The 24,398-nt window shown below is 39.6% G+C and carries 22 protein-coding genes; 18 read left to right on the plus strand and 4 right to left on the minus strand.

What is annotated here, in order from left to right; all coding sequences use genetic code 11:
- Nucleotides 1-145 precede the first annotated feature (145 nt).
- Complete coding sequence (locus tag ACSR9O_RS05875; RefSeq protein ID WP_434169375.1) at nucleotides 146-649, minus strand: DinB family protein; 504 nt, start codon at nucleotides 647-649, stop codon at nucleotides 146-148.
- A 622-nt stretch (nucleotides 650-1,271) separates the two neighbouring features.
- Between ACSR9O_RS05875 and ACSR9O_RS05880 the strand changes: the two genes are divergently transcribed.
- The 3 genes from ACSR9O_RS05880 to ACSR9O_RS05890 all read left to right on the plus strand — a co-directional run bounded on the left by ACSR9O_RS05880 (nucleotide 1,272) and on the right by ACSR9O_RS05890 (nucleotide 5,427).
- Entirely contained in the window at nucleotides 1,272-2,192 is a 921-nt protein-coding gene (locus ACSR9O_RS05880) for a patatin-like phospholipase family protein (protein ID WP_101221785.1), read from the plus strand.
- A gap of 937 nt (nucleotides 2,193-3,129) precedes the next feature.
- Nucleotides 3,130-4,428, plus strand: coding sequence for an MFS transporter (locus tag ACSR9O_RS05885; protein ID WP_402942281.1), 1,299 nt, complete (start codon nucleotides 3,130-3,132; stop codon nucleotides 4,426-4,428).
- A 21-nt stretch (nucleotides 4,429-4,449) separates the two neighbouring features.
- On the plus strand, nucleotides 4,450-5,427 hold the full coding sequence (locus ACSR9O_RS05890; RefSeq protein WP_491724119.1) for a 2-hydroxyacid dehydrogenase: 978 nt from the start codon (nucleotides 4,450-4,452) through the stop codon (nucleotides 5,425-5,427).
- A gap of 220 nt (nucleotides 5,428-5,647) precedes the next feature.
- Here ACSR9O_RS05890 and ACSR9O_RS05895 read toward each other — a convergent pair whose 3' ends face one another.
- Nucleotides 5,648-5,815 carry a Spo0E family sporulation regulatory protein-aspartic acid phosphatase gene (locus ACSR9O_RS05895; RefSeq protein WP_491725450.1) on the minus strand — a complete coding sequence of 56 codons (168 nt, stop codon included), beginning with the start codon at nucleotides 5,813-5,815 and terminating at the stop codon, nucleotides 5,648-5,650.
- A gap of 477 nt (nucleotides 5,816-6,292) precedes the next feature.
- Between ACSR9O_RS05895 and phoD the strand changes: the two genes are divergently transcribed.
- The 12 genes from phoD to ACSR9O_RS05955 all read left to right on the plus strand — a co-directional run bounded on the left by phoD (nucleotide 6,293) and on the right by ACSR9O_RS05955 (nucleotide 20,107).
- Entirely contained in the window at nucleotides 6,293-8,035 is a 1,743-nt protein-coding gene (phoD, locus tag ACSR9O_RS05900; RefSeq protein WP_491724120.1) for an alkaline phosphatase PhoD, read from the plus strand.
- Between the two features lie 70 nt (nucleotides 8,036-8,105).
- On the plus strand, nucleotides 8,106-8,318 hold the full coding sequence (locus tag ACSR9O_RS05905) for a twin-arginine translocase TatA/TatE family subunit (RefSeq protein ID WP_096338675.1): 213 nt from the start codon (nucleotides 8,106-8,108) through the stop codon (nucleotides 8,316-8,318).
- 147 nt (nucleotides 8,319-8,465) lie between these two features.
- On the plus strand, nucleotides 8,466-9,167 hold the full coding sequence (gene tatC / locus ACSR9O_RS05910; protein ID WP_402903739.1) for a twin-arginine translocase subunit TatC: 702 nt from the start codon (nucleotides 8,466-8,468) through the stop codon (nucleotides 9,165-9,167).
- A gap of 582 nt (nucleotides 9,168-9,749) precedes the next feature.
- Nucleotides 9,750-10,382, plus strand: coding sequence for a YitT family protein (locus tag ACSR9O_RS05915; protein WP_491724121.1), 633 nt, complete (start codon nucleotides 9,750-9,752; stop codon nucleotides 10,380-10,382).
- A gap of 371 nt (nucleotides 10,383-10,753) precedes the next feature.
- Nucleotides 10,754-12,166, plus strand: a complete 1,413-nt coding sequence (locus tag ACSR9O_RS05920; RefSeq protein WP_101221791.1) for an amino acid permease — start codon at nucleotides 10,754-10,756, stop codon at nucleotides 12,164-12,166.
- Nucleotides 12,167-12,334: 168 nt separating this feature from the next.
- Nucleotides 12,335-12,781: a hypothetical protein gene (locus tag ACSR9O_RS05925; RefSeq protein ID WP_260357432.1), complete on the plus strand. Its 447-nt coding sequence runs from the start codon at nucleotides 12,335-12,337 to the stop codon at nucleotides 12,779-12,781.
- A gap of 71 nt (nucleotides 12,782-12,852) precedes the next feature.
- Nucleotides 12,853-13,683, plus strand: a complete 831-nt coding sequence (phnX, locus tag ACSR9O_RS05930; RefSeq protein ID WP_491724122.1) for a phosphonoacetaldehyde hydrolase — start codon at nucleotides 12,853-12,855, stop codon at nucleotides 13,681-13,683.
- 173 nt (nucleotides 13,684-13,856) lie between these two features.
- Nucleotides 13,857-15,620, plus strand: coding sequence for a sulfoacetaldehyde acetyltransferase (gene xsc / locus ACSR9O_RS05935; RefSeq protein WP_101221794.1), 1,764 nt, complete (start codon nucleotides 13,857-13,859; stop codon nucleotides 15,618-15,620).
- Between the two features lie 149 nt (nucleotides 15,621-15,769).
- On the plus strand, nucleotides 15,770-17,122 hold the full coding sequence (locus ACSR9O_RS05940; RefSeq protein WP_260357971.1) for an aminotransferase: 1,353 nt from the start codon (nucleotides 15,770-15,772) through the stop codon (nucleotides 17,120-17,122).
- Between the two features lie 150 nt (nucleotides 17,123-17,272).
- Nucleotides 17,273-18,022, plus strand: coding sequence for a PIG-L family deacetylase (locus tag ACSR9O_RS05945; RefSeq protein WP_452444873.1), 750 nt, complete (start codon nucleotides 17,273-17,275; stop codon nucleotides 18,020-18,022).
- A 45-nt stretch (nucleotides 18,023-18,067) separates the two neighbouring features.
- Complete coding sequence (locus ACSR9O_RS05950; RefSeq protein ID WP_101221796.1) at nucleotides 18,068-19,120, plus strand: YeiH family protein; 1,053 nt, start codon at nucleotides 18,068-18,070, stop codon at nucleotides 19,118-19,120.
- Nucleotides 19,121-19,399: 279 nt separating this feature from the next.
- Nucleotides 19,400-20,107, plus strand: a complete 708-nt coding sequence (locus ACSR9O_RS05955; protein ID WP_101221797.1) for a GntR family transcriptional regulator — start codon at nucleotides 19,400-19,402, stop codon at nucleotides 20,105-20,107.
- A gap of 172 nt (nucleotides 20,108-20,279) precedes the next feature.
- Here the strand turns inward: ACSR9O_RS05955 and ACSR9O_RS05960 are convergent, their stop codons facing one another.
- A complete protein-coding gene (locus ACSR9O_RS05960) occupies nucleotides 20,280-20,804 on the minus strand; it encodes a divergent PAP2 family protein (RefSeq protein ID WP_101221802.1) in 525 nt (174 codons plus the stop codon).
- Nucleotides 20,805-21,064: 260 nt separating this feature from the next.
- On the opposite strand from ACSR9O_RS05960, the gene ACSR9O_RS05965 reads away from it, so the two are divergent.
- Together ACSR9O_RS05965 and ACSR9O_RS05970 are read left to right on the plus strand one after the other, a co-directional pair.
- Nucleotides 21,065-21,436 (plus strand): hypothetical protein, encoded by a 372-nt coding sequence (locus ACSR9O_RS05965; RefSeq protein WP_397314672.1) that lies wholly within the window; start codon nucleotides 21,065-21,067, stop codon nucleotides 21,434-21,436.
- Between the two features lie 29 nt (nucleotides 21,437-21,465).
- Nucleotides 21,466-22,734, plus strand: coding sequence for an erythromycin esterase family protein (locus ACSR9O_RS05970; RefSeq protein WP_230176456.1), 1,269 nt, complete (start codon nucleotides 21,466-21,468; stop codon nucleotides 22,732-22,734).
- A 639-nt stretch (nucleotides 22,735-23,373) separates the two neighbouring features.
- Here the strand turns inward: ACSR9O_RS05970 and ACSR9O_RS05975 are convergent.
- Nucleotides 23,374-23,811 (minus strand): GNAT family N-acetyltransferase, encoded by a 438-nt coding sequence (locus ACSR9O_RS05975; RefSeq protein WP_260357442.1) that lies wholly within the window; start codon nucleotides 23,809-23,811, stop codon nucleotides 23,374-23,376.
- 123 nt (nucleotides 23,812-23,934) lie between these two features.
- Between ACSR9O_RS05975 and ACSR9O_RS05980 the strand changes: the two genes are divergently transcribed.
- Nucleotides 23,935-24,387 (plus strand): MarR family winged helix-turn-helix transcriptional regulator, encoded by a 453-nt coding sequence (locus ACSR9O_RS05980; RefSeq protein WP_063233436.1) that lies wholly within the window; start codon nucleotides 23,935-23,937, stop codon nucleotides 24,385-24,387.
- Nucleotides 24,388-24,398: the final 11 nt, after the last annotated feature.

Below are 24,398 nucleotides of genomic sequence, written 5' to 3' on the forward strand. Positions count from 1 at the left end.
GACTAACCATGCCACGAGCGTTTGGATTTTCATTCCCAACAAATAAAAGCCGATGATTCCTTGGCAAGAGGATCATCGGCTTTCATCTGGATGTTTAAAGCGACCCCTAAATGATGTTCCTTCATACTTTCGGTTGCCAAACCGCTTATTTTAAACAGTAAAATACATAATCCGTTGGTGCGCCATGCTCGCCTTGTTGATGGAGCATCGCTGATACGTTACCGCGATGATAGGTCCCATGATTCACTACATGATGGATGAGGTCGGCAAGTACAAACTCACAAGCCCCCATTTTGGGATGTTCGGTTACAATGGTCCGTTCAAAATCAGGCTGTGAAGTAAAAAAAATATCATAATCCTTTGCAAGTTCATCATAGGAGGATTCAAGTTCACTTATTGAGACTCCGTCCACTTCTTTCCGCCGCTGTTCAACTTTCTTAAAAGTATCTTGAATGGTGCATCCTTTCATTATTTCCAACCAGGTAATATCTGTTGCGTAAAGGTGAACAAGGACTTCCTTGATGGATGGAAAGACACTTTTTATCGTGTCGCCATAGACTCCGTCCGGTAATTGTTTTAGGTTTTGGAACACTTGCTGATTAGCCCACACGTGGTAATCATACATTTTCCTTGCACGGTTCATTTCCATTTTTTCACTCCTTCAATTGTTACATATCCTTTTCGACATAATTTAAAGAATACCTTTTTCAAAAGTTGCTTCATAATCTGATAATTTGTCCATGCAAAACTTCGTTTTAGACATACCATGTTAATAGATGCTATCCTACTATTGTTTTTACGTTTATTACCATCAAAGTTGCGTTAAGGGAGTCTAACACCTTTTAATAATATTGCAGTAGAGCCTGTGTAAATGATTAATGGTTTCTCAAGTAGAGAGTCCAAAGACATGTAATAATAAAAGTTGTAAAAAAAAAGTAAAAATGATAGATATGCAACCAATTGATCGAGGTTGAAGAGCATAAACATAGACTAGAAGTGCGGTTAATCATGCGAACAACCTGAAAAGCTGGCAAGGTCAAAGAACATGATATTACGGAAGTTGTGTTGGAGATTGAAAAACACAACAATGAGAATCTAGATACTGTTAGCGAATTAATTTATTAGAAAAATAGAACCGTCTTCCATCGATGTCAAGCACTTTTAATCTTCAACTGACGGGGATGATTTTTGGATTTCAAGAGTGTGAAAATTCGCTTTATTTGAAAGTATTGTTAATAATTATAATAACTCTTATCGAGGGGTGGAAAAAAATGAAAGCAGATGCCGTTTTTGAAGGTGGGGGGGTCAGGGGAATTGCTTTTATTGGAGCGATTCAAGCAATGGAAGAGGAAAAAGTAGAATGGGAAAGACTCGCTGGGACATCAGCAGGAGCAGTAATCGCAGCTCTTTTGGCCAGTGGCTATAAAAGCCATGAAATTAGAGAACGGTATAGTGAAATCAACTACTCAAAGATGCGAGGCAGGACAATTCTAAATCGAATTCCCGTTTTTGGCTCCTTTTTGGAACTTATGGTTCACCTTGGGATTTATAAAAACGACTATTTGGAAACGTGGGTGGATTCTCTTCTTTCAGAAAAAGGGATTAGGACATTCGCGGATCTTCCAGATGGAAAGTTGAAGATAATTGCGTCTGATGTTTCGAATGGTCAGATGCTTATTTTGCCAGATGATTTGGAACGCTATGGGATGTCTCCTGCTGATTTAAAAGTTTCAACTGCCGTAATGATGAGTGCCTCTCTACCATTTTTCTTCCGTCCGGTTATTTGGAAATCAAAAGACCGGAAAAAATCCTACATTTTAGATGGTGGTTTACTTAGTAACTTCCCAATATGGATTTTCGATACAGACAATCCTCGCTTTCCAACATTCGGATTCCATTTTGTGAAAGATGAAGTTAACATAGATCCGGTAATACCAACGCCAATCCACCTTTTCAAAAATATATTTAAAACGATGCTTCAAGCCCATGATTTACGACATATGAACGAAGAAACGATTGAACGCACGATTCAAATTCCTACTGGCGGCATCAACGCAACGGACTTTGAACTGAATGAGGATGAAATCGACTTTCTCTATAAATCAGGCTATACTTCTGCAAAAGAATTTTTGTCTGAGTGGGATTTTGAACAATATAAGCACAAACGGATGCAAAGAGTAAAAAATAAGTAGGAGAAACATAATGCTATAGTTTCAAAAGGGTAAAGAGGGGGACAAGGAGCTGTTACAACGGCTCTTTTTCTTATTTAACTAACAATCAATAGTTTAATATTATTCTTTTATTTCCGTTTATTCATTTAAAAAATTCAAAAATAATATCATATGTTAATCTTTTATGATTTCGTATTTCCACTTATTTCTTTTAAGCTCAAGACAGCTATGACTCGATCCTAAAAGGAGAAGAGATAGGTGTAACCTAATGTCACTGTAAGGAACGGATGATGAGCCAGTCTTTCAGTCCTCTTTTAAAAATGCTGTTAAAAAATATAGTAGTAGTAAATGTGCATAGAGATGGAATCTTCACAATAAATGAAAACATTATTCCGGTGCTTATCAGTAAGTTGTGGAAACTCCATTAACCATCCCAGCTTCCATTAAGATTTAATACTAATAGAAAAGTGAATACAGCAAGGCTAAGCGAACAATTAATGTCCCACTTATCTGGTAAACTACATACTTCTTTATCAGGTAAGTCTATGGACGTACCGCATGTATCAGGAGCGCTTGCTTACCTTATAGAAAAATAATAAAAAAAGTTTCTAAGCCTGTCCGGAGAGATGGAAATGGATCTTGCGCTAAAGGTTGTTATGATTTTTATTCTAAAAAAAAGCGGTCTATCAATTTCCCCCACTTGGCATAAAACGTTTCCTAGGAATATAATCCCAAAAATAAGAATAAAGATTGACAATCAAACATCCTCATAATACGATACTTTACAGAATAAATAGAATTTTCTTTTTATTTTTTTGTCACAAAACAAAAACCGAGTTTTATATTATAAAACAATAGCCTCCTTGTATATACATATTCTTCAAGCGTAACTCTGTCTTTTTCTTATTTTGGAAGCGCTGCCAATTATGGCGTTTTATATAACAAGGGGGGATAAGGTATGGAAGCAAGAATGGAAACAAAGCAAGAAAAGCCATTAAATATTGGCCGGAAATTTCGCTGGACCGTCGTCATCTGGTTATTGATTGGGGGTATAATCAACTATCTAGATCGGGCCAACCTCTCCATTGCAGCTCCCGAAATGATGAAGGATCTCGGACTAAGCGTGACCGAAATCGGATTATTGGGAACCTTTTTTTCTTGGAGTTATGCATTAATGCAGCTTCCTTCCGGCTGGCTGATTGATCGGTTCGGGACCAAAAAGGTGTATACAATTGCGCTTATTTGGTGGAGTGGTGCGACCATTTTAACCGGAGCCGTTCATAAAATGAGTTCATTTATTGCTGCACGGATTTTACTTGGAGTGGGAGAAGCACCGTGTTTTCCGACAATGGCTAAGATCACTTCGTATTGGTTTCCTAAAAAGGAACGAGGCTTGGCAACTGGAATTTGGGATTCTTCGTCCAAATGGGGACCAGCCATTGCACCGCCAATACTCGTTTTCATCATGGTGACTTTTGGATGGAGAGCGCTGTTTTATATAACGGGTGTGGTCGGCATCATCTTCGCAATCGGTTTTGTTATTTTTTATAAAAATCCTGAAAAAAGCCAAAAACTTTCCAAGGAGGAATTTGATTACATTAAGTCGGAAGGTGGTGGAGTGGAGCAAGGCATTCAATCATCAAAAATAAAATGGGGTTCGTTATTTAAATATCGAAGCGTGTGGGGGATGATTCTGGGCTTCTTCTGTACCATTTGGATCTGGAACATTTTCCTTGTCTTCCTTCCCCTTTATTTGTTTGATGTCCATCATGTTTCAATTAAAGAAATGGGTATATATGCTGGTATTCCTTGGCTTGGCGGAATCTTTGGCAATATTTTCGGAGGATATCTTACTAAAAAATGGGTTGACAAGGGAATTACTACACCTATTAAAGCAAAGCGAGCCTTAATTAGTATATGTGCCATCTCGGCCGCTATTGTTGTATGTGCAGTACCAGTTGCCAAAGGGCTCGCAATTACCTTAACATTACTGACTCTTGCACTTTGTTTTATTTCTGCCATTACTGGAAGCGCGTGGGCACTTGCCGGTGACATTGCTCCTCCTTCCATGGTTGCTTCCGTAGGTGCAATTCAGAATTTTGGCGGTTATTTTGGTGGAGCCTTTTCCCCTGTTGTGGCAGGCATGATAGTGGATGCAACTGGTTCTTACTCTCTTGCCTTTATATCTGGTGGTTTAATCGCCGGATGCGCCGCAATCTGTTATTGGTTTATTGTAAAACATCCTATTCAAGAATAGGATAATTGAGGAGGACATAAATTGAAGCCAAAAGTGTATATAGCAAGACCAGTACCGGCCGAGGTAGAGGCATTTATTTCGAAGTATTGCCAGTATGATAAATGGAACGGCCCTGAACCCATTACCAGAAGTCAACTGTTAAAGCAAATTTCTGATGCGGAGGGACTGCTCATAACCGGAGAAAAAATAGATGATGAATTTCTGGACCATGCACCACGTCTAAAGGCTGTCAGCAATATCTCGGTAGGCTACAACAACTTTGATCTAGAGGCAATGAAAAAGAGAAGCATAATCGGTACAAATACACCTGGTGTTCTCGATGAAACCGTGGCAGATTTAGCTTTAGCCTTAATGCTCTCAGCAGCCCGTCGTATACCGGAAATGGACAAGCTTGTAAAGGATGGCAAGTGGGGAAATAAAGGCGATGAACCCCTCTACGGCGTTGATGTTCATGGGAAAACATTGGGCATCATCGGTATGGGGAGAATTGGGGAGTCAATTGCAAGACGAGGAAAATTCGGTTTTAACATGGAAGTTTTGTATCATAATCGGCGAAGAAAATCCGAAGTGGAGGAAACGCTCAATACAACCTACTCCTCTTTAGAGCACCTTTTAAGAGAATCAGATTTCGTTCTATTAATGGTCCCGTATACTCCGGAGACGAGGCATCTTATGGGACTGGAGCAATTCGCGCTGATGAAAAAATCTGCGATCTTTATCAATACATCCCGCGGTCAGACGGTGGATGAAAAGGCCCTCATTGAAGCACTGCGAAATAAGGAAATCCTTGCAGCCGGTTTGGATGTATTTGAAGAGGAACCCGTATCGCCTGACAATCCGCTTTTAGCCATGCCGAACGTGGTTACCCTGCCGCATATAGGTTCGGCTACTCACCAAACAAGATTTGATATGGCCATGCTTGCGGCGGAGAATCTCGTTGCAGCGGTTACCGGAAGGAAGGTAAGCAATATTGTCCCTGAATTGAAAGGCCTTAAGTAAAATTGACAAACTAAAATATTAGGTTGTCTGTGACAATTTAAAAGAATCGTTGATAAAAAAGGCATCCATTTAATTTGGATGCTTTTTAATGGGGAGAAAGAAAACGAGTTGTTTAAGTAATAGAAATATGCTGCATGACCTACAAAGTGACGATTATCTGCAGTTGTAATGATTCCCTGAAGTATTACTAGAAGTATCAAATCAGGTTTTATTCCTGTTTTTAAACATATTCTAAACCAATCGGTTTTTTTTGAACCCCGAGTAAATTCAACAGTTTATCTAATTCCTGGCTTTTATGTAATGTTTTTGGGGCAGTAAATCCATAGATCAATCCAGTGGTTATTAGTTCTTTCCTCAAAATCTCAATTTTTTCATATAATGCTTCCATACTTTCCAATCCAGAATCCCTCAAGTACTTTCATATTTTGTTATGAAACTATTATTACATAAATTAGGATGTTTTTAAACAAAAAGTGAGTATTCACTTATAAAATTTTATTCAAGCATTCGAACAAGTTGGGAATTTAAGTTCCCGGAGAATGTATAAGGAATCATAAATGATGATTGACTTTCTATAAGATTATTAAAATTTTTTAATTGTAAAAACAGCCCATGGAAGTTATTTGTAACGATTAAATAAATGATTCATTAAGAGAACTAGGCTGAAAGACTGTCGTTATATGTAAATCTTTGTAGGGCTATGTAAATGTATGAGTGAATTTAAACTTTCTTTGGTTTCAATAGGTGCCATTAGTCCTGCTTAAAAATTCCTAATTGGAAATTTATTGATTTACACATCTTCATACACCTTTAAAAATGGCCTTCTATACTTGAACCAGATTCAAATAATAGGAGGGAAAGATCAATGAATAATGAAAGAGCAATGGATGATTTAATTAAGAATTGGAGCGAATTAGGTAAGAATATGGACCGCCGAAACTTTATCCAGGGAGCAAGTAAGCTTGCCGGACTTTCATTAGGTCTTGCCCTTGCCCAATCAATGGGCGGAATTGAAGTGAATGCTGCCCCGAAATTCAGTGATTATCCATTTACTCTCGGTGTAGCTTCAGGTGATCCACTCTCGGACAGTGTAGTTTTATGGACAAGGTTGGCACCTGACCCGTTGAATGGCGGAGGAATGCCAAACGAAGCCATTTCCGTTAAATGGGAAGTGGCAAAGGATGAGAATTTCCGAAAGATTGTCCAGCAAGGCAAGGAAATAGCCAGGCCGGAACTTGGCCATTCCGTTCATGTGGAAGTAAGCGGGTTGAAACCTGATAAGGTTTATTTTTACCGTTTTAAAAGCGGAGGGGAAGTAAGTCAGACTGGGAAAACGAAAACTCTTCCCCCAGTAGGTTCAAGTGTTTCGAGCTTGTCATTCGCGTTTGTTTCATGCCAGCAATTTGAGCATGGGTATTATACGGCCTATAAACATTTGGCAAAAGAAGATCTGGATATTGTCTTTCACCTTGGCGATTACATATATGAATATGGACCAAATGAATATGTTTCTTCTTCAGGTAATGTCCGTGTACATAGTGGTCCGGAAATCATCACGCTTGAGGATTATCGAAATAGATACGCACAATACCGCTCTGATACCCATTTAAAGGCGGCACACGCAGCTTTCCCATGGGTAGTGACTTGGGATGACCATGAAGTTGAAAACAATTATGCAAATGTCATCCCGGAAAAAGGACAATCGGTAGAAGCATTCATCAAGAGAAGGGCTGCCGCCTATCAGGCTTATTATGAGCATATGCCCCTTCGTAAATCATCTTTGCCTAAGGGAGCGGATATGCGGTTATACCGAAATTTCACATATGGCGACCTGGCTTCTTTCTTTGTATTGGATTCGCGCCAATACAGGGATGATCAGGCAAACGGTGATGGAAGTTCACCGCAAACGTCTGAATCTCTTGATCCGAAACGGACATTGCTAGGTCCAGAGCAGGAACTGTGGTTAACTGACAATCTATCAAAATCAAAAACGAAGTGGAACGTTCTGCCTCAGCAGATTTTCTTTGCACAAAGGAATTATGGAACACCAGCAGCTCCCAAATTCAGCATGGATTCCTGGGATGGTTACCCGGCTGCACGCGATCGTTTAATTGAAGTAATCAAAAGAAACAATCTGGAAAATCTAGTCGTGTTGACTGGTGATGTACACGCAAGCTGGGCAGCCAATTTAAAGGCGGATTTCGATGATCCAAATTCAAAGATTTTCGGTGTGGAGTTTGTTGGCACATCCATTACATCTGGTGGAAATGGAGCGGATAAGCGTGCGGATACGGATAAAATACTAAGTCAGAATCCACATATAAAGTTCTTTAATGATTACCGGGGATATGTCCGATGCAAAGTAACACCAGAACAATGGAAGGCTGACTATCGTGTAGTCCCATTCGTGACAGAACCAGGTGCGGATATATCGACAAGAGCATCCTTTGTTTTTGATAAGGATCAATCAGGGTTGCGAAAGGTTGCATCAGCAGCGGTTATGGAAGGTGTACAAAAAACGAACGAAGTCGAGGAAGATCGGACACGTGCCCATAATCGCGCACATGAAAAACAAAGAATGAAAAGTCAGGGGAAAGTGACCAATTGATAGGGAACCATTATGATGCTTGACAAGGATATAGCGAAGAAAAATGAGAAGATCAGAGGAGTGAATAAGAATGCTTTCAAATATAGGAATACCTGGTTTGGTGATTGTACTCGTGATTGCACTGATTATTTTTGGACCGTCCAAACTGCCGGAAATAGGCCGTGCATTTGGCCGGACATTGTCCGAATTCAAAAGTGCAACAAAAGGATTAGTGAATGATACAGAAAAAGAGGATGAAAACGAGAATAAAGCTGCGTTAAGAGCTGTTAAAAAAGAGGGATGAAGTAAATGAGATATAGCGGGCGGAAAGACTCGCCTGCTTCTTTTCATGAAAAGAGTTCGAGGGGAAGTGCCATTTGCTATAGTGCAAGAAAATGTCTTAGAAGGAGGAGTGAAAGTGGAGAGTAAGGATTTACACGTTATTGAGCATATGGAGGAACTCCGAAGCAGAATCATTAAAACACTGATAGGTTTTGTGGCTTTTTTCATAGTGAGTTTCATATTCGTACAGGATATTTATGAACTGCTCATTAAGGATTTGGAAGGAAAGCTTGCCGTGCTCGGTCCGAGTGAGATCCTATGGGTTTATATGATAATCGCTGGGGTTTGCGCAATAGCTGCAACGATTCCGCTGGCAGCCTATCAGTTATGGCGCTTTGTGGCTCCAGCTTTGAAACCGGAAGAAAGAAGAGTTACATTTCGTTTCATACCTGGGCTGTTCATTTTATTCATCACAGGTATCTCATTTGGATATTTTGTGTTGTTTCCAATAGTGTTGGGTTTCCTCACTTCCCTATCGGCCGGGCAGTTCGAGATGATGTTCACTGCGGAAAAGTACTTTCGGTTCATGATTAATTTGATCTTACCTTTCGGAATTTTATTCGAGATGCCGCTTGTGGTCATGTTCCTGACCAGATTAGGGATCATCAATCCAGCCGTGTTGAAAAAGTCTCGTAAGATTTCTTATTTCGTCCTGGTCATAATCTCGATCCTGATTACGCCTCCAGATATAATTTCGGACATTTTGGTTATCGTCCCTTTGCTTGTGCTTTATGAAGTGAGTGTACAGCTGTCCAATATGGTTTATCGAAAAAGGCTTATGAAAGATGAGTCAGCATTACCTGTAACATGAAAATGATAATCACGACCTATTGAATAAATCATTTCTTAGGAAATAGTTAATGGAACACTAAAAAAGTTGAGGGGCATATCCCTCAACTTTTTTATTGCGGAATAATATTTGTTGGAAATAATCGGGAAATTTTCTTTTCATTTGCCTCCTTACATTAATGCTTTTCCTATCTATTTTGTTAGGATTTTTGGGGTGTCATCTTCGAACTATGTCCATTGAAGCGAGCATTATAAGATGACTTCTCGATGTACTACCTGTGCAAATTTAGTTCATTCATTCAGATAACTTTGTACAGAACCTCTACAATGTCTAAATGGTGTTGTGGTGAACAAGGAAATCTTCAACTTTTAAGGGGGATGTTTTATTTTATTTATTAGAAGGAGAGAGGATTCTGGTTAGCGAATTCTTCTAATCACTTGAACAAAAATATGCACCCTACGTAAAATCATTCAAAAAATATCGAAAGGGATAAGGGTCGAACAAATTGGTGTAAGAGATGAATGTGTATCTTATGGTTCAAGTATAAATATATATTTAGGGGGGAAAGCATTATCAAAAAACAAATGGGATGGTGAGAAGTTTATGAAGGATTTGATGAAAATCATCGCAGGAAACATTTCCATGACCTTTGCCTATGCTTATTTAATCGTTCCAAATGAAATTATCAATGGCGGGGTAACTAGTTCGGCATTATTATTGAATGCATTATCGGGTTATAACATTGCCATGCTAGCCAATTTCGTTACAGGGCTACTGTTAATCATTTGTTTAGTTTTTCTAGGGAAAGAGTACTTTTTTAAGTCGATCGTAAGTTCCCTTAGCTATATGGTTTTTTTTAATTTTTTTTATTCATTGAAGATTAATTTCGATATGAATATCGCTTTAGTGATTATCATTTCGTCGATTTTGATAGCGATAGGATATTATTTATGTATAACAGCAAATGCCTCCACTGTTGGTTTTGACGTGATCGCCTTAATTTTGCATCATAAAAATGAAAAAATTGATATTGCAGCGACAATCAGGATCATTAATCTTATAGTACTCATACTGGGCCTTCTTGTTTACGGATTTACTTCGATTGTTAAGGGAATGGCGTTTACATTGTTTTTTTCATTTCTTCTAAAGAAAATGCTGGATAGAAAGCAGAAGGCCGTAAAGTCAGCAGTGGAAAGTGTGTTGGATGAAACCTCCAAGGTTAAAGAATTAAAATGAAAAAATTGCCGACTAACTGGAGACCGTTTGTTGTATTTAATAATTTTCATTTTGTTATCTAAATATTCTGATTTTTAAATTGACTTTAAAAAAATGAGAGTGTATTATACACATAGAAAGTGGTACTAACATCATGACGTAGTGATGTTATATCTGCTTCGAATTTCAAAATAGCACTAAGGAAGGAGGAACAGTGATATAGAATCTTAATTTCATAGTCATCTCCTGTGTTGTTTTTAAAATGCCATGTTTCCAAGTTCCCACTATCTTTGTGAAATTGTAAAGGACAGGCGGTAGAAAAGCCCTGTTTTTACATTCAAGTAGCGATTATGTTAGTTGATTCCCCAAAATATTGAAAGTTGGGTGAGGGTATGAAACATCAACAGGAAGAACTGAAACCAGGTCTGAAACAAAGACATTTAACGATGATATCTTTGAGTGGAGTCATAGGCGCTGGTTTATTCGTAGGAAGCGGTATCATAATTGGTCAAACGGGCCCCGGGGCGATATTATCATATGTTTTGGCGGGCTTGATCGTTGTTTTAGTCATGAGGATGCTTGGGGAAATGGCCACAGTTAATCCCAATACTGGATCTTTTGCCGTTTATGCAAGAGAGGGGATAGGTGAATGGGCCGGTTTTACAACAGGTTGGTTATATTGGTTCTTTTGGGTTATCGTAATTGCTTTGGAAGCAACAGCTGGAGCAGCAATCATACACAGCTGGCTTCCTTCCGTCCCCGTCTGGGTCATAAGTCTATCATTGATCATCCTATTGAAAATGACGAATATTTTTTCCGTAAAATCGTTTGGTGAATTCGAATACTGGTTTTCAATCATTAAAATAATCAGTATCATACTATTTTTGTGCCTGGGTGTGGCAGTGATATTAGGGTTTATCCCAACGATAAAACCACCTGGCACTTCGAATCTTTTAAATTTTGGCGGTTTTATTCCGAACGGGCTAAGTTCTGTGCTTGTTGGCGTTGCCATTGTTTTTCATGCATTTGTTGGAGTGGAGATTCCAGCGATTGCCGCGGGTGAGACCAGTGACCCGGTAAAATCAGTTAGAAGTGCATTGAATAGTGTCGTTTGGCGAATCCTGATTTTCTATATTGGATCCATCGCGATACTAGTGACGCTATTACCCTGGAATTCGGCTTCTTTGCTGAAAAGTCCATTTGTTGCCGTCCTTGAATTACTGGGAATCCCTTCTGCTGCACTGATCATGAATATAGTGATTCTCATTGCATTGCTATCCTGTTTGAATTCGGGATTATATACGAGTTCACGCATGTTATTTTCACTTGCACAAAAGGGCGACGCTCCAAAGGTATTTTCAAAAGTGAGCAAGAACGGCGTTCCTATATTTGCTGTAGTCGGCTCTACTTTATTTGCCTTTATCAGCACCATTTTCAGTTATGTTTCACCTGATAAAATCTTTTTCTTTTTAGTGAATTCCTCAGGTGGAGTCGGAATTCTTGTTTATCTGGCCATTGCGGTTTCCCATCTCCGATTAAGGAAGAGAATGGAGAAAGAGAATCCCGGAATTTTCAAGATCAAGATGTGGTTATTCCCTTATTTGACTTATGCAACCATAATTTCCATGATCTCCGTGTTGATATTAATGGCCTTTATCGATTCGCAGCGCCCACAGTTTATCTTTACCATGCTATTTAGCTTGATCGTTATCTGTTCATTCTTTTTCATTCGAAGAAAAAAAGCGAAGTCCATGGAGAATGAATTGAATATTGTTTCTGGTTCCCCTAATTCTGAAAAGTTATAGATTTGGCTCTATACATTATAAGGCAATTCTTCTTTTGCTTCTAAGGAACTCCTCAGACAGAATTCTTCAATCACTAATCAGCTAGAATATGATTCCCATAGAAAAAGAGAGTTGTGCCATTAAGTGCTTGGTGCCATCTGTCCTTTAAATCATGAAGGAGGGATTATGTTGAATGGTTTCCGTGTAATAACTTATGGGGCTGTCCTTGGAGCCATATTGCTGTCAGGCTGCAACAATTCAGCTGAACCGGACGAGGCTCAACAGGAAAATAGTCCAGTCATGAATGAAAATCCCGATTCAAATACGGGTGAAACCCAGGTTATTAAAAATGGTGTCGGCGATGTGATTCGATCCATAAAAGGATTGGATTCAGAAATAAGTATGGAGGCGGATTCAGAGAAAATTCAAGAATTGGGAAAAGAGATCAGTTCTAATTGGGATTCGATAGAAAAGCAAGTGGAGGATGAATACCCAAATTGGTATGAACGGATTGAGAAAAACCTTTACCCATTAATTGGGGAGTCAGGGAATCCGGATAAGGACCTTGAAAAGATGAAACGACTCTCTGAAGCTACTAAAAAAGATCTTCAGTTATTTTTGGAAGAAGTTAACTGAATTTTTTCTATAGCCGGGTTTAGCATGTTTGGTGATTTTTGAGAAGGTAAGGATAAGGAGGGGAGCATAGATTGGAAAATGCAAAAGAATGCAAAGAGGTTCAGGCAGTCATATTTGATTGGGCAGGAACGACGGTGGATTATGGTTGTTTTGCGCCGGTCCAAGCATTTGTCGAGATATTCAGGATAAGGGGGATAGATATTACCATTAGGGAAGCAAGGGAACCTATGGGTTTATTGAAAATGGATCATATAATGGAACTCCTGAAAATGAAACGAATCTCCAATTTATGGATTGCTAAATTCGGGAAAGAACCGGACGAAAGAGATCTAAAATCATTATATAAGGACTTTGAGGCTTTGCTTTATAAGGTTCTCAAGGAGAACGCCAAGCCAATACCAGGCGTAATTGAATTAGTCAGCCGATTAAGGAAGCAAGGAATAAAAATCGGTTCGACAACAGGGTATACTAGTGAAATGATTGATGTTGTTAAAGAAGAGGCAGAAAAATGGGGCTATCAACCAGATTCCATCGTTGCGTCTACCGAAGTGCCGGCAGGAAGGCCTGCCCCTTGGATGTGCTTTAAGACGGCGATGAATCTCCAAGTGTATCCACTCAGCAAAATCGTTAAAGTCGGCGATACGATCAGTGACATCAAAGAAGGCATTTCTGCGGGAATGTGGACTGTTGCCGTATTGAAGGGCGGCAGTGAAATCGGCCTTTCAGAAGCAGAAATCAACGAAATGGACCCATATGATCTGCAAAAACGGATGAAGCATGCAGAAAATCGTTTTTGGAATGCAGGTGCCGATTTCGTAATTGATGAAATAGGTGATTTATTGGAAATCATCGATAGGATCAACTACAGATTGACAGAAAAAAAGGATACATTCATTGGTTAAAAAGATTCTTATATATGAGTTAGTGACTATAATGATAAGATACTTTAAATAAATTCAAAATATTCAATTTATTTATTGACTGTTTCATTCAATGGTAGTATTATACATCTTATAACTGGTACGGACGTCGCAACGTCATTATCAGAAATAACTATAATTAAGGAGAATGTGCTATGGTCGAAACAAAAATGTTAAGAGGTACGAAAGTTAAAATGACACCAAGTGAAGCCATCGTTGAGACATTAGTGGCCGAGGGAGTTAAACATATCTCGGGAATTCTGGGATCTGCTTTCATGGATATGCTTGATTTATTGCCAACTGCAGGCATTCGTTTCATTGGTGTCCGCCATGAACAAAGTGCAGCACATATGGAAGATGCATATTGTCGTGTCTCCGGGGTTGCAGGAGTTGTCATCGGGCAAAACGGGCCTGGAATGACGAATATGGTCACCTCTGTTGCAGCGGCCAATCAAGCTCATACTCCTATGGTGGTCATATCACCTTCAGCTGGTACACCAACGGTTGGATGGGATGGTTTTCAAGAATGTGATCAGGTTTCCATCTTCAAGGCCATCACGAAAGAAACGGTTAGAGTGACACACCCTGGCCGGGTAGCTGATTGCCTCAGGACAGCATTTCGGATTGCCTATGCCGAGAGGGGGCCGGTTTTATTCGATATTCCCCGTGATTACTTCTATGGTGAAGTGGAAGATCAAATACTTCAACCACATCAATATCGCGTAGATGAACGGGGATGCGGATCATCTGCATCATTGGATAGGGCAGCTGAAATTTTAGCTGAAGCCGAGTATCCTGTCATCATTTCCGGTAGGGGAACAGTTGATTCGGATGGCATTGAAGAAATTAAGAATATTGCAGAATATTTAACAGCTCCAGTAGCTGTCTCCTATATGCATAATGATGCCTTTCCTGCTGATCATCCATTATCAGTCGGCCCAATCGGTTACATGGGTTCAAAGGCTGCCATGAATACACTTAAGAAGGCGGACGTCATATTGGCGGTCGGTACTAGATTATCGGTATTTGGAACGCTACCATGCTATGACATTGATTATTTCCCTAAAGATGCGCAAATCATCCAAATAGATATTAACCCGAGGCAAATAGCGAGGACGCACCCTGTGGAAGTTGGGATCATCGGAGATGCCCGTGAAGCTAGCCATGAAATCTTGAAACGGTTGAAGGCTAGTAAACCTAACCTGAAACAAGAAAAAAAGCGGATGGTCGAAGTAACGAATGAAAAACAAAAATGGGAAGAAGAATTGGTGAGACTTGCGATGATCGATGGAACGCCAATCAATCCGCGTCGAGCCCTATTGGAATTGACTAAAGTGTTGCCTGAAAATGCCATCGTTACTACAGATATCGGTAATGTATCGTCAACTGCAAACGCTTACTTAAAGTTCAACCAGAGCCGCAGGCATATCGCAGCGCTTACATTCGGGAACACGGGATTTGCTTACCCATCCGCACTTGGTGCCAAGTTAGCTGAGCCGAATACGCCTGTTTTAGCCATTGTTGGAGATGGAGCGTGGGGCATGAGCTTACATGAAGTGAGTACGGCCGTTGAAGAAAATATACCGGTCATAGCATGTGTCTTCAATAATAATGCATGGTGTGCAGAGAAAAAGAATCAGGTCGATTTTTATAATAACCGTTTTGTAGGGGCGGATATCCAAAATCCTGATTTCGCAGAAGTTGCCCGATCAATGGGTGCTGTTGGTATAAGAGTCGAAAAAGCTGACGAGTTAGGGGCTGTCATTGAAGAAGCAATAAAATCAAATAAACCGACTGTCATTGATATACAAGTAGATGGAACACAATTAGCTCCGCCATTTAGAAAAGATGCATTAAAAATGCCTACTAGATTATTAGAAAAGTATTCTCATTTAGATCATAAAAACTGGGATAAATAATGGTATGAAACTAGAGTGATATGACAGGTGCGATGACTTGAATTTTGGGTCATTGCACCATCACCCATTCGCTCTATAAAGGTCAGTAACAACATGGGAACTCAACTTAATTGCATTCGATGAATAATAAGGGGGTTTCAAAAGTGAAGATGGAAACTGAAACGAAAGACCTTGTTCAAATGGATAAAGACCATTTATGGCATGCGATGCATCGCTATAATGAAAAGGATGCTCCCATGATGGCTACAGAAGGATCCGGCTCATGGTTCACAGATGCTAAAGGGGATAAATATTTAGATGGGGTTTCCGGTTTGTGGTGCTTGAACCTGGGTCACGGAAGAAAAGAGATTGCCCAGGCAGCGTATGAACAAATGGTTAACTTATCTTACTTCCCTTTAACGTTAAGCCATAAGCCGGCAATCGAATTATCTGCAAAAATAAGTGAGCATTTAAAGGGCTCCTATACAACGTTTTTTACGAACAGCGGCTCTGAGGCGAATGAGACAGCTTTTAAAATAGCCAGGCAATATCATTCACAAAATGGCAATCAGGGTAAATACAAATTCATCTCTAGGTACAGAGCTTATCATGGCAATACTTTTGGCGCGCTAAGCGCGACCGCACAGGCAAACCGGAGAGTGAAATATGATCCGGCCGTTCCAGGCTTCCTGCATGTGCCACCGCCGTACAATTATCGAAGCCCATTTGGGGAAAACGTTGAAAACTCCGATTTGCTTGCAGCTGAATATATCGATCAGGTCATTAATTTTGAAGGAGCTGAAACGGTAGCGGGGGTTATTCTTGAACCATTCATCTCTGGTGGCGGGGTCCTTATTCCTTCAAAAGAATACTTAACGAGGGTTTCGGAAATCTGTAAGAAGCATGATGTTCTTTTAATTGTGGATGAAGTGGTTTCAGGTTTTGGAAGAACCGGAAAAATGTTTGGGTTCATGCACTCCGATGGCGTTCAACCGGATATTGTAACAATGGCAAAGGGTTTGACCAGCGGTTATCTTCCACTTGGAGCAACGGCAGTGAATTCAAGGATTTATGAGAAATTCAAAGAGAACGGAAATTTAAATCATTTCAGGCATGTGTCAACATATGGAGGTCACCCTGCATCTTGCGCAGTTGCCCTTAAGAACATTGAAATCTTGGAAAATGAAAAAATCGTTCAGCGAGTATCTGAACTTAGTGAGTCGACACTAAGTGAGCTATTTGAATTGACAGCCCTTGATAAAGTAGGGGAAGTTCGGGGAGTAGGGTTTTTATACGGCATTGAATTAGTGGAAGATAAAAAGGCAAAAACACCAGTTTCCGATGAGTTCATGGGTAAAATAATCGGGGCTTGCAAGGAAAAGGGCCTTATCATCGGCCGGAATGGTGATACAGTTCCTGGATATGGTAATGTACTGATCATTGCGCCGCCTTTATCTTCGACCGTTGAAGATTTACGCTTTGTCATAGAAACCGTTAAATCCGTTTTATATGAATTATGCTAACAAAAAAGATGATTAACTTTAGGGTGCTATATTTATAGACGAAAAATGAAGATGGGCATGATATGTCTAGCAGCTTTGACATCCATGTCCATTTTTTCATATTGGGTCTAACAGTGTGGGAAAACTGGAGAATCCGGAGTAGGAGGAAATATGCAATCACAACAAAGATTATTGGTGGTTCTGGCACATCCCGATGATGAGTCATTCCTGTGTGGCGGAACGATTGCTAAAATGTCTGAGCAAGGTGTTCATATAACCTTACTATGTGCAACAAAAGGCGAAATGGGCAGGCGCATGGGAAATCCCATTCTTACAACAAGGGAGGCATTGCCTGGACTAAGGGTAAAGGAGTTAAAAAACGCTTGTGAAGAATTGGGGATCAGCGACCTGCGATTTTTAAACGTGAGGGATAAAACGATAGAATTTGAGAGCTTCGATCTATTGGCGGAGAGAATCGTAAAGGTGATACGTGAAGTTCAGCCAGAGGCACTAGTAACATTCCATGAGAAATATGGGGGGCATCCAGACCATTGTGCGATTGGCCGTGCTGCTGAATTTGCTTATCTAAATTCCGGTGATCCCGATTTTTATCCAGATCCAGTATTTCCAGCTTTTAAGGTTCATAGTCTGTACTTTGTCCTTTGGCATGCTTTTTATGATGAATGGTTTAAGGAATACGGGCTGAGCAGGATCACAGAAGTGGATATAGCAGGGACTTTACAGAAAAAGATCCGTGCCTTAAGGGCCCATCGCTCCCAGACTCTAGCAGTTCCTGAATTATGGGGGAATCAAAATCCAAGCTTGCCTTTTTTAAAGGAATCCGAGTATTTTATCAAAGGGAATTCGCCTACCAATATAGAAGAAATCGATTTTTTTCAAACGATTGAAAGGTTGGGATGATTCGTAATTTGGGCATTAGTTTATCTGGAAAGGGGGAAGGAATGTATGGAATTAGAAAAATATGAGCCACTGGAAGAAATACCTCAGGCACAGCAAAAACCGCTTCAAAATAAGGTGCTTTTGTGGCTGAGCGGTATCGCTTTCACCTTTTTTATTGCCCTCTTAGGCTTGGGGCTGTCCAAAATTTCGGGATTCAATCGAATCGGCCCTCTTGCATGCTCGATCATCATTGCCGTGATTTATCGTCAAATTGCGGGATACCCAGAAAAGTTCCGGACGGGAATTGAATTTTCCGCAAAAAAACTTTTGCGTTTTGCCATCATTTTATACGGGTTGAAATTAAATATCGATGTTATTTTCAATCAAGGACTGCCATTGTTGGTACGTGACATAGGGACAGTAACATTTGCCATAGTCGTGATGGTCCTGATTGCAAAGTGGTTTAAGGCAGATGCTTCCATTTCGCTTCTTCTTGCTGTAGGAACCGGTATATGCGGGGCAGCAGCCATCGCAGCCATATCTCCAATCGTGAAAGCGAAGGAAGAGGATACAGCCATCGGCGTTGGGATAATCGCTTTAATGGGAACACTTTTCTCGATTATATATACCCTTTTACGTCCGATTCTTCCGCTGTCTGCTTTGGATTATGGAATCTGGTCTGGGATCAGCCTTCATGAAATCGCCCATGTTGCATTGGCAGGTGCACCGGCTGGTGAAGATGCGCTAGCGATTGCACTACTCGCAAAATTAGGCCGTGTCTTTTTACTTATCCCATTATGTTTCATTTTTATGTATTGGATGAAAAAACGCACATCCGGGAAGATGGGCCATGATGCTAAAATTGATTTTCCATGGTTCCTCGTTGGTTTTATAATCATGAGTTTAATAGGAAGTTATGTGTTTGGAACTTATATTACGGTGTCTCCTCTTGTAATGGATGGCATTTCCAAAACGACTACATTTATATTGACAATGGCCATGATCGGTCTTGGACTGAATGTAAGCCTGCAGGCACTGCGGACAAAAGCCATGCGTCCTCTTTTAGCCATGACCATTACCTCTTTGCTGCTTTCCATCATCTCGTACTTTATCGTTTAATATATAAGCTTTCCATTGATGTCCCAGTTAGATAAGCCTGAAAATGTGATGAATAATGCATATGGATAGCCCTGAATATATTAATCTATTCAGGTTTTTTTTATTCGTTCGAAGAAAACGTTTTTGGAAATGTAGGAGTGGAAATTTGATAAAATCCTAATTTAAGGAAAAAAATAAGTGTTGACATGTTTGAATATTATAACTATTTGGTTTACAATATAAGAAATATAAGAACTGATACGAACATTACGATGTCTTTTTCTGTTTGGAGGAAATTTTATGGAGTTAGACTTTAAAAATCCAATCCCTTTACATGCTCAATTGAAAACCATATTGGAAAATCAGATTTTGGAAGGTTATTATAAAGACAAAATCCCTAGTGAAAGGGAACTCATGGATATGTATTCTGTCAGCAGGAGTACTGTACGGGAAGCCGTATCCATCCTGGTTCGTGAGGGAATATTGGAAAAGAGGCATGGAAAGGGAACGTTCGTTTCCCTTAAACCTGTACAAGAATGGCTAAAGATGATAAGTTTCACTGAAACAACTAAAAGCATGGGAATTAAATTACTAGATCATGGCCGTGTAATGACACCTGAAAATATTGCTGATGCAAATGGGTTCGAAGATGAATCTTACCATATTAAAAGGCTGCGGTTACAGGGAGATGTCCCCATAGCCATTGAATTGCATTATTATTCTTTGGACCTAGGAAAAAAATTGACGAAATTCGATTTAAGTACAACCGTATTGTATGATGCACTCGAAGGTGATCTAAACATTGACTTTTGTGAGGCGGAACAAATCATAACCTGCGGCTTTCCAACAAAAGAAGATGCAGAACATTTAGGTATAGCCGAAACGATGTGCTTGTTGATTACAGAACGAATGATTTTTGATTCTGATGGTAATTTAGTAGAGTATTACAAAGGATTATTCCGATCTGATATGTACTCATTCGCAATGAAAATGTCCCGGAAGAATTGATTTTGGGGACATGATATAACCTAAGCCTTTCTAAGAAGTAGAGAGGCTTAGGTTATTTTAAATCCTACCAGTATATACTATGATACGACTTTTAATGGAGAGTTTGTCTATGTTTATAACATAGGCATGTTTTAATATAATCTATTGTTATGATCAAATTACATACCTTATTTCAAGATCTAGAATATCTATGCTTGCCCAACGTTTTCAGCCGTTTGGTTTTTGAGGGCTTGTCATCCTCCAATTTATCTGAGATAAGCCCAAGTACCACTCCAAGCAACGCACCTGCCCCCACTTCCACAGGCTGATGTCCGAGCAGTTCATTCAGTTCCTTCTCACGCTCCACAAACTCAAAGCTCGGAAACTCTCCCGAAAATTTCGCCATATTATCTTCAAGATCATTCACAAGCTTAGCAATTTCACCTGTATGGCGCCGAATCCCCTGAGCATCATACATCACAATCACGCCAAACACTGTCGCAAGCGCTGTTTCCGTATGCAGCCATCCTTTATTAGCTGCCACATAGGATGCCAGTGCGGCCACACCGGCAGAGTGCGAACTAGGCATGCCACCTGTTGTGAAAGCCTGCTTTAAGTCCCACTTTCCCGTCAGCTTATAATGCGTTAAAATTTTCAGTCCTTGCGCAATGCCGATCGCCGAAAGCGCCGTTAAAATTCCCCGATTCATCTTTTCCATGAGCAACTCCTCCACTCCAGACCAGTCCAACCCAATCCAGGATTTTATCTTCCCTCTTTTGATACCCCAATAATAATTTTTATATGCAGCAGTTCCATGATTATCGGCATTTAATAACAGCCTGCTTAATTTCCGATCTATGGGGTTCTGACTTGCTTTTTTCGGAGAAGGTCACCATTTTATAATAATATTTATAGGATGGGTCACTTAAGGAAAATATATAACGGAAGATTATTAACAGGTGTTAAGGTGGCAATGGGATGAACAAGATCAAGGATATGAATCCGGAAGAGTTAAAAAAGATCATGACGGTAACCGAGCGAATGTCTTTCACAAAAAACTTCAGGTCTGCTACTGCTGAAGAATGGTTTGTTTTCATTCCCGGCTTTAATGATCCAGTTACTGGAGGAGCTGCTGGAAAGGCTATAGTTCACTACAATCTATATGGAAACAAAGATATGTTCATTAACACGACGGTCATTCTGGATGACCCTGTTTTATTTGAGGTGAAAAACTTTCAGCTAGTTTACTCTATTTGTGATGAACTTATAAATCGTCTCGTAGGATACGCTGATACTTTACTGTCCGTTCACGCAGGTTCAAATTCTTACAATGCTGAGTATAAACGATAATGTTCGTAAGAGAACAAGGAGGAAAAACAGTGCATCATAATCTGGTTCAATCAATAATCGAACAATCAGTCATGCTTAAAAGTGAAGCGGATTGGGATAAACTCGTTGAACAAGTCAATAAATCCAAATTTGTTTTGCTGGGTGAGGCATCACATGGAACATCCGAGTTTTACACGGCCCGAGTTGAAATTACAAAAAAACTGATTCAAGAAAAAGGGTTCACCTTTGTAGCCGTTGAAGGCGATTGGCCCGCATGCCAGGCAATCAATAGGTATGTTAAAGGCTATGACCTAGTGACTAAATCGGCAAGGGATGTGCTTAAAAGTTTTAACCGCTGGCCGACCTGGATGTGGGCAAACGAGGAAATGATCGACCTGATTGAATGGATGAAAGAATACAATGAGTCCGGACAAAATCAAACGAAAGTTGGATTTTATGGGATAGATATCTATAGTCTTTGGGAATCCATGGATGAAGTTATCCATTACTTAAAACAAATTGATTCACCTGACCTCGAGGCTGCCAGACAGGCGTTCACATGTTTTGAGCCATTCAATCGGAATAATGAGGAGTACGCAGTTTCCGCAGGCATTTTTTCAGAAGACTGTATAGATGAGGTTGCCAAATTGCTGACGACTATTCAACGAAAAAAAGAAAAATACCCTCATCATGAAGAATTGAATTTGAACCTTCAAGTGAATGCATTGGTAGCGTATAATGCAGAAAATTATTACAGGACGATGGTGGTTCATGATGATAAATCATGGAATATTCGAGATATGCATATGGTGGATGCGCTTAATGAAATAATGGATTTTTACGGTTCTGAAGGCAAGGCGATTGTATGGGAACATAATACCCATGTTGGCGATGCCAGCGCTACAGATATGAGAGATTCCGGGATGATTAACGTCGGCCAGGTCATTCGTGAACAAAACTCAACTGAAGATGTATTTATCACAGGTTTCGGAACCTATAGGGGAACCGTTATTGCAGCAGATGAATGGGGCAAGGATTTTGAAATAAAAACAGTACCACCGGCTATGAATGGAAGTTGGGAGGAGGCTATGCACCTTTCAGGCGCGTATGATAAGTTGCTCATTTTCACCGATGAAAATCGTCAGCTATTCCAAGATAGAATTGGACATCGGGCTATCGGGGTTGTATACCGACCGGAATATGAACAATACGGAAACTATGTACCTTCTGTAATGTCAGATAGATATGATGCTTTTGTTTACATTGATGAAACGCAGGCCCTTCACCCGCTTGTTCATGAAAAAGCACCCGTTATGTAAAATAGACAAAGCCATATATAACTTTCGTGTTATAAATGGCTTTATCTTTTGTTCGTGCTTATTCTTAACAACGCTGCCTTTTATTTTAAGACTTATGAAAAGCTAATGAAATCGTTGCGTGCAAAGCGATTTAATATTTAAATTAAAAACCATTCTTTTAAGGAAGGTTTTTAACTTGATATCTATTTGCAGAAGGGCATCCTAAACAGACGGTGTAATAAAGAAAGAGGTAAAATGACAAAGACAGTGCGAGATGACTACACCTGAAAAGACTGATACATCAGCTTTTTTTCTTTGTTTGAAAATTAACTAGTACCAATTATGTAGAAAACAATTGACCTAGACCATATTAAATGGAACAGGTGTGCCAGACTCCTGCGGGAAAAGCGCGTCAAAGGGGAGACCCAGCAGGCGCAAAGGCGCCGAGGAGGCCCCGGTTTTACAAACACATAAAACTGTAGACAAACTTGATTTTCATCGAGTTTGTCTACAGATTGAGAAGACTAAAAATAGTCTTTTTTTATATTTACAAATTATTCAACGTAAGTATATTTTATGGTTAAAGAACATCCAAGTGTAAATAATATGATCCCAATCAAATTAGGTTAATGTTTGTTTTACCCACATTTAGCACACTTTTCATTCATTAATTCTTTTTATCATTAAAAGATGTGGACCGCCATCTTCCATAAAGACATCGGATGAAGTCTGATAGCCGAGTTTTTTATAAAAACCCTCTGCCTGTGTTTGCCCATGTAATTTCACCTGGGATATTTCCTTTTTCTTTGCGATTTCTTCCAACGTTTTAATTATTATTTTTCCAAGACCAAACTTACGGTAAGGCTCTAAGATGCAAATTCTCTCCAATTTTCCTAAACCATCAACAACTCTTAACCTACCAGTTCCGACTGGTTTTTCATTATAATAGACTAATATGTGTTCAGATAAAGCATTAAGTGTATCGTATTCATCAAATTCACTTTCTAAAGCGAAGCCTTGTTCCTGAACAAATACCTCTTTTCTGATTTGAAAGGCTACTTTTAAATCACTTTCTGTAGTTATTCTCTTTGAATCCAATGTTCTTCATCCCTTTTCTAGATTTATTCAGTAAGACAAGTCATAATATATGTATAACTTTTTTATAGTATATACGAAATTAATTTTGTTGTAAATACAACAAAAAAGTCAGGGGCTTTTTGAATGAAGGAAATACTCCGTGAAATTGGAATGATAGCAAGGGCATTGGACTCTATAAGTAATATCGAATTTAAAGAATTTGACCTAACAAAAGGGCAGTATTTGTATCTTGTTCGAATATGTGAAAATCCAGGAATCATTCAGGAAAAGTTAGCAGAGATGATTAAGGTTGACCGGACGACAGCAGCTCGGGCCATTAAAAAACTTGAAATTCAAGGGTTTATTGAAAAGAAAAATGATGAGGAAAACAAAAAAATTAAAAAGTTATATGCTACCGATAAAGGTGAGAAGGTTTATCCCTTTTTGAAAAAAGAAGGAGAGTACACCGACAAGGTTGCATTATCGGGATTTTCTTTGGAAGAGACGGAAACGATGTTTCATCTTCTTCAAAGGGTTAGAAAAAATATTGAGGTAGATTGGGAATTTGTGAAAAAGGGCAATAAAAGGGGGTATTGATACGGCTTATA

The organism is Peribacillus sp. B65 (genome assembly GCF_058513295.1).